11 protein-coding genes are annotated in these 12,401 nt (G+C 41.6%); 1 reads left to right on the top strand and 10 read right to left on the bottom strand.

Annotation, left to right across the window (positions count from 1 at the left end):
- Positions 1-209 precede the first annotated feature (209 nt).
- The 10 genes from L0951_RS05295 to L0951_RS05340 form a co-directional block, all read right to left on the bottom strand.
- Positions 210-2,375: a TonB-dependent receptor gene (locus tag L0951_RS05295; RefSeq protein ID WP_234110056.1), complete on the bottom strand. Its 2,166-nt coding sequence runs from the start codon at positions 2,373-2,375 to the stop codon at positions 210-212.
- Between the two features lie 38 nt (positions 2,376-2,413).
- Positions 2,414-2,956, bottom strand: a complete 543-nt coding sequence (locus L0951_RS05300) for a hypothetical protein (RefSeq protein ID WP_234110057.1) — start codon at positions 2,954-2,956, stop codon at positions 2,414-2,416.
- Positions 2,957-2,999: 43 nt separating this feature from the next.
- Positions 3,000-3,473, bottom strand: a complete 474-nt coding sequence (locus L0951_RS05305) for a hypothetical protein (RefSeq protein WP_234110059.1) — start codon at positions 3,471-3,473, stop codon at positions 3,000-3,002.
- On the bottom strand, positions 3,473-6,280 hold the full coding sequence (locus L0951_RS05310; RefSeq protein WP_234110062.1) for a T9SS type A sorting domain-containing protein: 2,808 nt from the start codon (positions 6,278-6,280) through the stop codon (positions 3,473-3,475). The genes L0951_RS05305 and L0951_RS05310 overlap by 1 nt, the downstream gene beginning before the upstream one ends.
- A gap of 103 nt (positions 6,281-6,383) precedes the next feature.
- A complete protein-coding gene (locus L0951_RS05315; protein ID WP_234110063.1) occupies positions 6,384-7,652 on the bottom strand; it encodes an ectonucleotide pyrophosphatase/phosphodiesterase in 1,269 nt (422 codons plus the stop codon).
- Between the two features lie 68 nt (positions 7,653-7,720).
- The gene (rluF, locus tag L0951_RS05320) at positions 7,721-8,440 is read right to left on the bottom strand and encodes a 23S rRNA pseudouridine(2604) synthase RluF (RefSeq protein WP_234110065.1); all 720 of its coding nucleotides are present in this window, start codon (positions 8,438-8,440) and stop codon (positions 7,721-7,723) included.
- A gap of 62 nt (positions 8,441-8,502) precedes the next feature.
- Positions 8,503-9,204, bottom strand: a complete 702-nt coding sequence (truB, locus tag L0951_RS05325; RefSeq protein WP_234110067.1) for a tRNA pseudouridine(55) synthase TruB — start codon at positions 9,202-9,204, stop codon at positions 8,503-8,505.
- 120 nt (positions 9,205-9,324) lie between these two features.
- On the bottom strand, positions 9,325-10,140 hold the full coding sequence (locus L0951_RS05330) for an undecaprenyl-diphosphate phosphatase (RefSeq protein WP_234110069.1): 816 nt from the start codon (positions 10,138-10,140) through the stop codon (positions 9,325-9,327).
- Between the two features lie 47 nt (positions 10,141-10,187).
- Positions 10,188-10,487, bottom strand: a complete 300-nt coding sequence (locus L0951_RS05335; protein WP_234110071.1) for a DUF3098 domain-containing protein — start codon at positions 10,485-10,487, stop codon at positions 10,188-10,190.
- Between the two features lie 5 nt (positions 10,488-10,492).
- Positions 10,493-11,392 carry a cell division protein FtsX gene (locus tag L0951_RS05340; protein WP_234110073.1) on the bottom strand — a complete coding sequence of 300 codons (900 nt, stop codon included), beginning with the start codon at positions 11,390-11,392 and terminating at the stop codon, positions 10,493-10,495.
- A gap of 238 nt (positions 11,393-11,630) precedes the next feature.
- On the opposite strand from L0951_RS05340, the gene rsmA reads away from it, so the two are divergent.
- Complete coding sequence (gene rsmA, locus L0951_RS05345) at positions 11,631-12,401, top strand: 16S rRNA (adenine(1518)-N(6)/adenine(1519)-N(6))-dimethyltransferase RsmA (RefSeq protein ID WP_234110075.1); 771 nt, start codon at positions 11,631-11,633, stop codon at positions 12,399-12,401.

Here is a 12,401-nt window from a genome sequence, read left to right on the forward strand (position 1 = left end):
AACTGACGAAGTAATTTTCGTTGTTTCGTGGCAATGTATTATGAGGCAATCTAAGAACCTATCTAAATCATATTTCAATAATTGCCATGAGGGAATTTGCCTATTCCCCTATTCACTTCCAAAAAGCGTGAATTTTCGAAAAAACAAACCCCAATTCACTCCCATTCGGGATAGGGAAATTAAATTTGGGTTTATAAAATTCAGAATTTCTAAAAACGATATTTCAAATTCAGTCCGCCAAAGAAATAGGCTTTTGACGGTCCCGGATTGACATCGGTAGTCGCAACTCCATAATATTGCGAACCGGGATCACTGTCTTTCACATTATTTCCCAGGAAAAGAAAAGTGTAATTGATTTGGTTGGTCAAATTATTTCCCGCGACGTACGCATCCAGATCAAACTTCCCGAAACTGTGTTTGTAACCCAATTTCGCATTATACTGGGTGAAACCGTCCACATACGGATTTGGGTTTTGGGAATTAAAATTATTGAAATCCGTGTACACTTTATCCATATAGCTGAAGGTATTCATCAGGTATATTCCAAATTGAGTATCAAAGTCCATGGACACCGTCAATTTGGTGCGGGGAACGCCCACCACTGACATGTGCGAATAATCCTGCAGAACGCCACCGGTCATGGTCTTGAAATCTTTGTACTTAAAATCGTAATAAGACAGATCTACCACAGGACGGATGCTGCTTAAGAAACTATTCTTGGGATGGTAAAGATAACCCACACTCAGTTCCAGTCCCTGATTTTTTTGACTTCCGGTATTTGCCCAGTAGTTGTAATTCCCACCAGAAAGCTGAGTAAGTTTATCATTGACATCAATCCTGAAAACCGAGATTTGGTAATCCAGATGCGTATGGTTCAGTAATCCGTGGATGCTAAAATCCCACATTTTAGCCCGTTCCGGTTTCAGGTCGTCATTGGCTTTCCCGGTTCCAGTGATAAATGCGGTTCCAGCACTTGGCGCATTATACCCTTCGCTGTAGCTGAGGTTGAAAATCTGGTTGTGCCATGTTTTCTGCAATGCGAAATGTGGCGTGAAAACCGTGGAAAAACTCTTCTGGAAAGACAAATCCTTGTTGTAATTGGGAACTAATCCCGGCAAAGCCAACAGATCAAGTCTTTCGTAATTAAGCGAATTCCCACTTACTCCGGTCAACAAGGTCAAATCATATGGAATATAGGTGATCCTGTCAATTGCAAAGATCGTGTGGGAATGGTTGTAATTTCTAAAATAACTGCCGCCTTTTCCTAAATCCTGAACCTGATTCGGTATCGCATCGTTGGTTCCGGTAAACCGGTAATTGGTCACCAACGAGCGCGAATCGGTATATTCCACGCCGGCTTCTACCGAATTATGGAAATTTTCATTGAGTTTGTTTTTAAGGCTAAAAGTGGAACGGAATCCATAATTCGGGTTCATGCTCTGTTCATAAGCTCCTGCCGCGATTCGGGTAGCATCCAGATGGGAATAATACACTGAAGTCATATTGCTGAAATTCGGCAAAATATTCCAGTGATGGGAAACCGTGACCCTATCGGAAATAAACTTATTTCCCGCATTTTTCTTGGCATAGGCATCATTCCCGTTGTCGATTCCGGCGTAATAATCCGCATACGAAATCTGTCCGGAAACGCCTTCATTAGAGAAATTATGACTTGCATAAACCGTCAAAGACTGTTTCGGATTCAGCTTGAAGTTGCCCATGAAAGCGTAATTGTTCTTCAGGCTGCTTCCTCTCGGACGATATCCGTCACTTTCCAAGTGACCATAGTTCAGCATCATGGAATAGTGATCACCCACCGCATCAACACGGGTATTGGATTGCAGCAGTCCGAATGAGCCGGCCGCCATTTTTTGTGATAAAGACACGCCTTTCCGGGTTTCGGGACGCATATAAAATCTCACTGCACCGCCAACTCCGCCTCCGTACATTGTGGCAGCAGGACCTTTGATGACTTCGATATTATTGATGAGCGAAAAATCGATATCTTCCAAAAGCGTCACACCGTCCGCATTGGTCAGCGGAACTGAATTCAGGTAAAACTTTGTTCCCCAGTTGTTGAATTTCTGGTCATTTCCATAACCGCGCACCACCACTCTTTGCCCGCCCAGATTGGTTCGTTTATCGACCTGGACTCCTGCCATGGTATTCAAGGACTGTTCTACAAATGCGGAATTGTTCCTGCTCAGTTCGTATTCGCTGAGGGTTTCGGTACTTTGTGCGTGTCTCTGGAACTCTGCACGCTCTTTTTTCACTTTGGTTCTGCCGCTGATCTGCACGGTATCGATTATTTGTTCCTGCTGCGCACAGAGGAATGTTGCTGCAAAAACTGCAACAATTGATAATGTTTTATTCATAAATGAAAATATTACTGTTAAAAAAAAATATTGAAAATCTAACAGTAATTTTCGGGAGGAATTTTTAGTTTGCAGAGATAGCTATCCGTAAAACTGAAATTCAGCGAAGGAAATTCAGTGGAATAGAAAATTATTTTCAGAAATTCAATCCTTTCCGTTTGCACACCTTCACAGAAATGATTGGGTGGTTGATGAAAAACTAATTTGGGAACTCCGATTTCAGGAATCTGATGGTTTTTGAAACTCAGATGTTCGGCAATGAATTTTTGGATTTTCCGAATCTTATTTTCTTTAGCATCCTTATAGCAGTGATAGATGGTTTTCCCATCGATCTCTTCCTTCATGATCACATCAAACATTTCATCATCCAAAACAAATTCGTGCTGATCGATCCACTGTGCGTTTTTCAGCTGATCATGCGCAAATGCTAAGACTGTCTTCCTCTTAAAATTTTTGTTGATCAAATCCACCTTGACCTTATATTTAACATGATTTCTAAAAGCGGTAAGAATCGGCAGATTAAATACAAAAACTGTAATTAATGCCGTAATCAAAAGAAGATAAAGCTTTTTAAATCTCATTAAAATATAAAAAGTGGATAAAATCTACCCACTTTAGTCTAAATTATTGAACCGGTTCCTCTGTATTTTTTATCACGTTTTCCACATGGATTAATTTCGGAACAGGTAGTTTTCTCACTGTCTTGCTGCCGCTTAAATGATAATGCAAAATCCCGCATCTTAAATCTGAACTTCTTGTTTCTTCTGAAGTTCCAAAATCGACAAGGGGCTTTGAAACGCTGGTTCTTGCAATGACGGTGTAGATGTTATTTTTAACTGAAACGGAAACGGGTATCTTTTCGTCCCCAATTTCCAGATCAGAAAAAGTGGGTTTCTGCTTCAGCGTTGACTTTATTCTAATGGTGAAAATTTTCCCTCGAACCCCCCGAACTCCTCCCAACCAATCGGTTTCGGTTGCGCTCAGGATTTTCAATTGAGAAGCGGTGGCTATTTCAGTCCCGGCTGCGGATGATTCTTTCGCTGCAGGACTGCAGGAAAAAATCATCAACATCGGTACCATTAGAATTTTTAAAAACATTATCTGATAATTACTGGCGAAGTATATACGATTTCCGCACCATTATGAGCTTTCAGGATATAGAATCCTTTTGGCAGATTGGTGATCATTTCCTCGTCTGATCCCACGTTTTTCTTGGTAAAAACTATTTTACCTGAAGCGTCGTACATGTTCACCTCCACTTTTTGGGTTTTTGCCGATTCAAATTTCACAAAAACCGAACCTCTTGACGGATTTGGGTACACCTTGAAATCCCTTTTTGAATCTGATTGATCGTTGGTTGCCATGGTTGACTGGGTGTTGGTTGAGGTCCAAGCTCCTCTTCCGTAGGTTGCTGCCAAAACAGTTCTGGTAGATGGTCTGTAATCCAGTTGGGTAATTCGGGTATTTCCAATAGCTCCGGAGAATTGTGCCCAAGTTGGAGTTGCCGCATCAAAATCAGCAGTTCCCCAGATTCCCAGTTCTGTCCCGATAATCACTTCTTTCGGTTGATCCGGATTCATAAAAATAGCTCTGACCGGCATATCCGGTAGATTTCCTTCTTTATTTTTCCAGCTCGCACCTCCGTCATTGGTGTACCACACATTGACCATGGTGGCTCCATAGTTGGAGACGGTTACCAATATTTCATTTTCATTCGCCCCAAACTTAATATCGGAAACGGTTCCGGTGAAAGGTGTGGTAATACTGTTGTTAACCGGTGTAGTGTCTGCGTTGGTAATTTTAATCAATTTTCCAAGATTGGTTCCGGCAAAAAGTGTGGTTGAAGCCGTGGTAAAAGGCGAAACTGTAAGTTTGGAAATCGCATCTGATCCGGCGGTCCCGGCACTGATTGTTGAACGGGTATAAACGCCGTTACTGTTCAATCCCAAAACACGGTTTAGCAAGTAGCCTCCTCTTGTGGAGAAGAAGACATTCCTGTTTCTGTCTACTGCCAAAACATTGATGAACAATCCTGTTGTCCCTTGACCAGAGTTGATCAGCGCATAATCTGCTCCGTTTGGTGCAGTGATGTAATGGTAATTGTACACATAACTGTAAATTTTGTAGTTTCCGGTTGGTCCATATTCGGTATTACAACCGTCGCCGCCATAATAAGATGAAACATCGTAGAAATCATTGGCCAATGGTGAACCGGCAAAAAGTGAGGTTCCATTATCTTGAGCACCCGCTAAGAATTCTTCGTTTGATGGAGTTTTAACAGGGTTCAAGGTAGCCCCGTAGAACTGGGTGACATTGTATCTGTTATTTCTCATCGGAATTGATGTGGAGGAATTGAGGCTGTTTTTATTGGCAGCGAAGAAAATCCCGCCATCATTTCCAAAAAGGATTTGATTGGCATTTTTCGGGTTGAAAACAATGGCATGCTGATCTGCATGAACCATTGAAACAGAAAGTCCGCCGAGGTTATTGTTATTGGACCATTTGCTGATTTGGATCCAACTTCCTGCACCATTTGTAGATTTAAAAAGGTCTATTCCACCTGAATAGACGATTTCATCATTTTCCGGATCCGGCACGATCACCAGATCATAAAAAGCCTGCCCTCTGGTAAAATCGTTATTGGGAATGCCAGTGTCTGCGTCTTTTGGTAAACTGATTACCGGCGTGGCATCATTGGATGCAGACCACGAAGTGCCGCCATCAGTGGTTTTAATAATTCTCACTGGTTCAGAACCGGCAGATGTGCTTAATAAAGCATAGGCTTTTAGCGGATTGGTCTTCGATAGTCCAAATTTTACTCTGGAATTGGCATCGTTAACGTCATAAATTTTGGTGAAATTCACTCCATCTGCAGCACGGTAGATTTTCCCTCCCGAACTTGCTGAAGATCCGAAACGTGAACTTCTGGTAGAAACCCAAACCGCATTATCCGCCGCAATTTCAATTTGCTGCACAGACAAGCCGATACTGGCATTCTCTGGAACCACCATGGAAGTTGATTTGGTAAAAGTGGTTCCCCCATCGGTAGATTTATAGAGACCGGCTTGGTAAAGACCCAACCATCCATCATTAAAATAAATACGGTTATTGGCTCCACTTACTCCCGCATATATTTCGGAAACACCATTGTTGTTCCTCACCTTGATATCGTTTACATAGTAATTCCCATTCTTGATGGTCGAGGTATAAGGCGATCCTGAGAAGACAAAAATATTCGTCCAGGTGACTCCACCATCAGTGGACTTCCATATTCCGGAACCTACTGCATCACCGGTTTCCGCCTCGCCGGTTCCTACATAGAAAGTATTGGTATCATTCGGATCATAAGCCATGCAGGTCACAGAGGTGTTTGACCACATTCCGCTTAGCGGTGTCCACTCCGAGGAATTATTGGCAACATCATTGTTGACCCACAAACCCCCTGAAACTCCTCCGGCAAAAACTCTTTTTCCGGTAGGGTCATTCGGATCAAACATGATGGCGCGGGTTCTTCCTCCAACATTGTAGGGACCTCTTTCTGTCCATGGTTCGCCAATCACTCCCTTTTGGTTTCCACCAAGGTTTGCAAGAAGAGAAAGCGATTGAGTCGGTTGGTATTTTCCAGCATCCAAATCGCCTTTGATGGCCGTCAGTTTGTAAAATTCCGGTTCGCCGGTAACTGGGTTCATCGTGTTTTTATAATCCTGCTCGTTGTAAGCATTTGGCGGGATTCCGTCTTTTTGAGCATGAATTTTTCTTAAACTTTTTTCATACTTTGCAAACTGCTTCTGCAATTGCTTTCGCTGCTGTTTTACTGTAGCTTGTTTCTGTGCTGTCTGCGGGGTCTGAGAAAATCCCAGCAGGGAAAAACAAACAACGGCCGATAATAGAATTTGACTTTTCACTATAAAATTTGATTTTGTTTAATTTTTTAAGGACTCAAATATAAAGATATTCTACCGATCTATTTTTAGAAAAACGGAGATCACTCTTAAAAATTCTGAACGCTTATTTTTTCAAAATACGCTTTGCTGTAAAGGGTTTTCCATCAATTGGCTGTTGAATTTCTAAGTCCAGAAGCCGGGTCACCACCGGATAAATATTCACATTCCTGAATTCACCTATTTTCTTGCCCTGTTTAAATCCATCACCAAACGCGATGAAGGTTGCTTTCATTTCAGGGGTTATAAATGGATTGTACCCATGTTTTCCTTCCGAAGTTTTTTTTCCTTTTTCTAAAAATATCTTTGGGGCATGCGGAACCAGCAGTATTTGTCCGATCCGTTTGTAGCGGTCGTCTCTTTGGGCATATTTCAGTTTCCGCGGAAATTTTTCAGCCAGAAAAACATCGTATTCGGAAGTTTTATTTTTCTTCAAATCTTGAAAAATCCGCTTTACTTCGGAAGGATTTTTAACCACCACTCTTAGTAAAGTCTGAGCGTTGTATATGTCAAATCTGCTTTTATCTAAAAGCACCTCCGGAATATCTAATGGTTTTTTCCGGTCTACATTCAACATTCCGTGATCCGAAACAAAGATGAAATTGACATTTTTTAGACCTAAAGATTTCACTTGCTCCACTAAAGTTCCTACCGCTTCATCTACCAACTGAACCGCTTTTTCCGTAGGATCACTTTCGGTTCCATACTGGTGACCGCTCGCATCAACCTCCGGAAAATAGAGGGTGATCAGGTGCGGACGAACATTCTCCGGCAATTTCAGCCAGTTCATCACCTTACCTACTTTTTCAAGTGGAGAGAATTTTTCGTGATAATGATAATAATAGCTTGGACGAATTCCTCCCGCATCACTTGCGGAACCCACCCACATCATAGATGCAGAAAGGATTCCCTGGTTTTCGGCCAAGCTCCATAGCGGAATTCCACCATACCAACTGCCATCTTCCGCATTTTCCACGTTGCTCATGGCATAGCGTTTCCCACGTTGGTAATCATAGAAGTTATTATCTATCAAACCATGATGGGAAGGATAAAGCCCGGTAATCAAAGTCCAGTGATTTGGAAAAGTAAGCGTCGGAAAACTTGGAATCAGTGCTTTTGCGGAAGCTCCATTTTCTGCAAGTTTTAAAAGGTTTTTTGCATTATATTTTTTAGCGTAATCATACCGAAAACCGTCGGCAGAAATCAGGATGACATATGGTTTCGAAAGTGCGTCCGCCGAATTGAACCGGTTTGGAATGGTCACTTGAGCGGTGTCAACTTGTGAAAATACCTGTACTGACAAGAAAATCAGTAAAAGTTTGAATATGTTTTTCATTCCGATGATTTAGTCGCCAAATGTAGAAATAGTTTGAGAAACTACCGTGTTAACTTTTCTTATCATTCCTATTCCACGGTCTTTTCAGAATCTTCCAAAAGTAATTGGAGCTCCTGCATTTCTGCAGCCGTCAAATCGCGCCATTTCCCAGTCGGCAAATCAAGTTTGATGTTCATGATCCGGATGCGTTTCAGTTTCTTTACTTCGTAACCGAGGAATTCGCACATTCTGCGGATTTGACGGTTCAAACCTTGCGTTAAAATAATCCGGAAAGACAAGGTATCGATTTGCTCTACCTCGCATTTTTTGGTAACAATTCCCAAAATCGGGACGCCATTCCTCATTTTGTCTAAAAATTTCTGGGTAATTGGCTTATCGACCCGAACGATGTATTCCTTCTCGTGATTGTTTCTGGCACGAAGAATTTTGTTGACGATGTCGCCATCAGAAGTCAGCAGAATTAATCCTTCGCTGGGTTTATCCAATCGCCCAATGGGAAAAATCCTTTTGGGATGATTGATGAAATCGACAATATTGTTTTTTTCACGTTTCGTGTCTGTGGTGCAAACAATTCCCACAGGTTTGTTCAGCACGATGTAAACATGCTCCTCCTGCGGTTTTCTGATCGAAACGCCATCCACCAAAATTTCATCTTCATCCGAAACTTTGGTTCCCAGTTCGGGAATTTTTCCGTTGATCGTAATTCTTCCCTGCTCCAGGAGTTTATCGGCTTCTCTGCGCGAACAGAAACCGACTTCGGAAAGATATTTGTTAATACGGACATTCATAAGTAATGAGCAATGAGTAATGATTAATAGTGTTCCTTAGCGAAGTCTAAGGAGGAGTAATTTTATGGTTCAGAAGAAAATCTAAAATCATTTTCCAGAAATTCCGAGGAGGCATCTTCAACCGAATATTCCCCGATTTTTGTGCGGCGCAAATTCGTGAGATACGCTCCGACTCCCAATTCCTGACCGATGTCGTGTGCCAAACTTCGGATGTAGGTTCCTTTAGAGCAACCCACAACAAAACGGACAAATGGAAGTTCAATTTCAATATCTTTAATATAGTGAATCGTTGTTTTTCTGGATTTCATTTCCACTTCCTCGCCTTTTCTCGCCAAGTCGTATGCTCGTTTTCCATCAATTTTAATGGCGGAAAAAACCGGCGGTTTCTGATCAATTTCTCCAACGAATTTCTTTAAAGTTTCATGAATGAAACTTTCGGAAATATGCGAAAAGTCCTGGTGAAGGATTTCCGGTTTTTCGGTATCGTAAGATTCGGTTTGAACCCCGATTTTGATTTCGGTGAAATATTCTTTCGGCGCGTCCTGGATTTCCGGGATTTTTTTGGTGAATTTCCCGGTGCAGACGATGAGCAAACCAGTCGCTTTCGGATCTAAAGTTCCGGCGTGTCCGATTTTGAATTTCTTGGGAAGGTGGAATTCTCGTTTCAGTTTGTACTTCAACTTGTTCACCGCCTGAAAACTGGTCCAATCCAAAGGTTTGTCCAGGAGGATGATTTGGCCTTCTAAGAAATCTTTATCAGTCATTTGATTCCCAATTTTATTAGGGATTCCCAATTTGCAGCCCGACCTGAGTGGAGCTCTTTTTTGTGGAGCTTGCGGAACAAAAAAAGCGGGAACGGAGGGCGGAAAAAGCTGCCCAAAAAATTATTTGTTAAACATAGTAAAATAAACCAACAACGCAATTCCCACCACAATTCTGTACCATCCCCAAGGTTTGAATCCGTATTTCGTCAAAACCCCGATGAAGAATTTGATGGCAACCACCGCAACCACGAACGCGACCACGTTTCCGATGAGAAAAAGTTTCAGATGTTCTCCCTGTAAAAGCAGGTCGTAACCTTTCTGCATGGTTCCGTCATGGTTCCATTCTTTCAGGAAAATGGAATAAACGGTGACCGCCAACATCGTGGGAACCGCCAAAAAGAAGGAAAATTCTGCCGCGGCTTTTCTGGTCAGTTTCTGCTGCATTCCACCGATGATGGAAGCGGCACTTCTGCTCGTTCCGGGCATCATCGCCAAACACTGCCAAAACCCGATGATGATGGCACTTTTGTATGAAACGTCTTTTTCGTCATCGATGGTATGGACTTTAAATAACTTGTCGATAAAGAGTAAAACCACGCCGCCCAAAATCAGCACGATCGCAATGGGAATAGGATCTCCTAAAACGGCCTCGATCTTGTCGTCAAACAGTTTCCCTAAAACCAATGCCGGAATTACGGCAACTGCCAGTTTCAGATAAAAGCTAAGGTTTTTGAAATTGAAAAACTTTTTCCAATACAGATACACCACCGCCAAAATAGCCCCAAACTGTATTGAAACCTGGAACATCTTCACGAATTCATCTTCCTGAATTCCGAAAATGGAGCTCGTGAAGATCATGTGTGCGGTGGAAGAAATCGGTAAAAATTCGGTTAAACCCTCGATAATTGCAATGATGATTGCTCTGATTAAATCCATCGATTACTAATGAAAAATTATAAATTAAGAATGAATCAAATGGGAACTTATTTGTTTCTTCTGAGGATGGCATAAACCTCAACAGCGAAACCAGCGATGACCAGCAAAGGTGCGATACGGATTCTGCGGATAGAGAAAATGCCCTCATTCCAAGAATTTGGGTCATATTTTCCATCTACGGTATTGGCGTCTGCTCCCATCATCAGTAGAAAACCTACCACAATCAAAGCCAGTCCGATCAGCATGAATTTGTAATTCTCTTTGCCGAAATAGAAATTATTTTCCGGAGTTTCCGCCTGCTTACTACCGAAACTGTCGGCATTGAAACTATTATTTTTTTTGCTCATCTATTTTAAGAATAATAAAGGTCGTCCACATTTGAACGTAAAAATCGCCAAGTCGCGAAAATAGTGCTAAACACTGTAATCAAGACACCGAGGATGAAAATTCCGATCACGAGGATGATCAGTTGATTATTGTCTTGCGCGAACGGAGTCCCGATCTGGGTGATGAAATAATACCACGCCCCGAAAAGTACCAACAAACCAAGAACTGCACCGATGACGCCAAGAATTGCCGCTTCTTTCACAAAGGGCTTCAAAATAAATCTGCGCTTCGCTCCCACCAACTGCATCGTTTTGATAATGAATCTTTTAGCATATATTTTCAACCGAATCGAGTTGTTAATTAAAACCACGGCCAAAACCAAAAATAAGATGGAAAAACCAAAAATCCACTTCAGGATGTTGTTCAAATTATTGTAAACTTCCACCATCAAGGTAGAGTTATTTTTCACATCCACGATTCCCGGTGTGGCTTTGATTTGCTTGATGGCTTCGTCAATTTTTGCGGGATCGACAAATTCTGGTTTTAGGGCCACCTCCACCGAAGAGGGGAAAATGTTTTCCTCGAAAAGTGCGCTGGATTCTATCCCCATACTTTTCTTTGCTTCAGCTGCAGCCATTTCTCGCGTGATGTAGGTCGCTCGTTTTACAGGGGTAAGTTTCTGAATTTTCTGGAAAGTCTCCTGTTCCATTTTCTCGATTTTCAGCGAATCTTTTGCATCATAATTTTCGTCAAAATAGGCGTTCACCACGAGTTGCTCCTTGATATAGTCGGAATATTTTTGGGCATTGATCAGAATTAAACCCATTAAACCCAATAAAAATAAAACCAACGCAATACTGACTACTACGGTAATGTTGCTGGAACGAAGCCTTCTTTTGTTAAAATCCTCTACTGATCTAGCCATTAATAAAAAAATTTCTGCTAAAATAGAAAAAAACTTCCGTAATTTGCCGTGAAATAAAGAATTTCGGTGTTAAAAAAAACTTAATGAACGGGAAGATGGGAGACGTCCGCATATCGGCAGAAAGGGGAATTGGAAGCCGACAATCGTCTTGATAAGGGATTTATTGAACTTTCAATAACCTATTCCACAAAACTCTAAACCAAAACCCACTCCACGGAAATCGCAACTCGCAACATATATGGTTAAAGCCAAAAAACATCTCGGTCAACATTTTTTGACCGATGAAAATATCGCCAGAAAAATTGTAGAAGGACTTAGTTTTGAAGATTACAGGCAAGTCTTGGAAGTAGGTCCCGGAATGGGCGTTCTCACGAAATACCTTCTGGAAAAAGATGCCGAAACTTTCGTGGCAGAAATCGATCTGGAATCCATTGATTATTTGAAAAAACATTTTCCAAAGCTTCAGGATCAGCATTTCATTGGCGATTTCCTGAAGGTGAATATCAATGATGTTTTCGAGGGTCAAATTGCGGTGATCGGCAATTTTCCTTATAATATTTCATCGCAGATTTTATTTAAAATCATCGACCATTACGAACAAATCCCAGAAATGGTGGGAATGTTCCAGAAAGAAGTTGCCGAAAGAACTGCCGCAGTTCCACGAACCAAGGATTACGGAATTTTATCTGTTTTGGTTCAGGCGCTGTATGATGTGAAATACCTTTTCACGGTTCACGAAAACGTGTTCAATCCGCCGCCAAAAGTGAAATCGGGAGTCATTAAACTCACCAGAAATCCGAAAACCGGACTATCCGGAAACGAAGTGCTCTTCAAACAAATCGTAAAAGCAGGATTCAACCAAAGAAGAAAAAAGCTATCGAACGCATTGAAAGTACTGATGATTCCAGAAAATCTGAAAACCCATCCGTTCATGGACAAACGTGCAGAGGAACTCTCGGTGGAAGATTTCATTGCGTTTACCAATCTTTGGCAGGCAAATCCTAAATAA

Origin of the sequence: Chryseobacterium sp. R2A-55 (genome assembly GCF_021401085.1) — a bacterium.
GTDB lineage: Bacteria > Bacteroidota > Bacteroidia > Flavobacteriales > Weeksellaceae > Kaistella.

Coding starts and splice junctions, on each gene's coding strand:
- rluF (WP_234110065.1), bottom strand. CDS start 8,440: ATGAATGTCCGTATTAACAAATATCTTTCCGAAGTCGGTTTCTGTTCG.
- L0951_RS05305 (WP_234110059.1), bottom strand. CDS start 3,473: ATGTTTTTAAAAATTCTAATGGTACCGATGTTGATGATTTTTTCCTGC.
- L0951_RS05295 (WP_234110056.1), bottom strand. CDS start 2,375: ATGAATAAAACATTATCAATTGTTGCAGTTTTTGCAGCAACATTCCTC.
- L0951_RS05330 (WP_234110069.1), bottom strand. CDS start 10,140: ATGGATTTAATCAGAGCAATCATCATTGCAATTATCGAGGGTTTAACC.
- L0951_RS05315 (WP_234110063.1), bottom strand. CDS start 7,652: ATGAAAAACATATTCAAACTTTTACTGATTTTCTTGTCAGTACAGGTA.
- L0951_RS05300 (WP_234110057.1), bottom strand. CDS start 2,956: ATGAGATTTAAAAAGCTTTATCTTCTTTTGATTACGGCATTAATTACA.
- truB (WP_234110067.1), bottom strand. CDS start 9,204: ATGACTGATAAAGATTTCTTAGAAGGCCAAATCATCCTCCTGGACAAA.
- L0951_RS05340 (WP_234110073.1), bottom strand. CDS start 11,392: ATGGCTAGATCAGTAGAGGATTTTAACAAAAGAAGGCTTCGTTCCAGC.
- L0951_RS05335 (WP_234110071.1), bottom strand. CDS start 10,487: ATGAGCAAAAAAAATAATAGTTTCAATGCCGACAGTTTCGGTAGTAAG.
- rsmA (WP_234110075.1), top strand. CDS start 11,631: ATGGTTAAAGCCAAAAAACATCTCGGTCAACATTTTTTGACCGATGAA.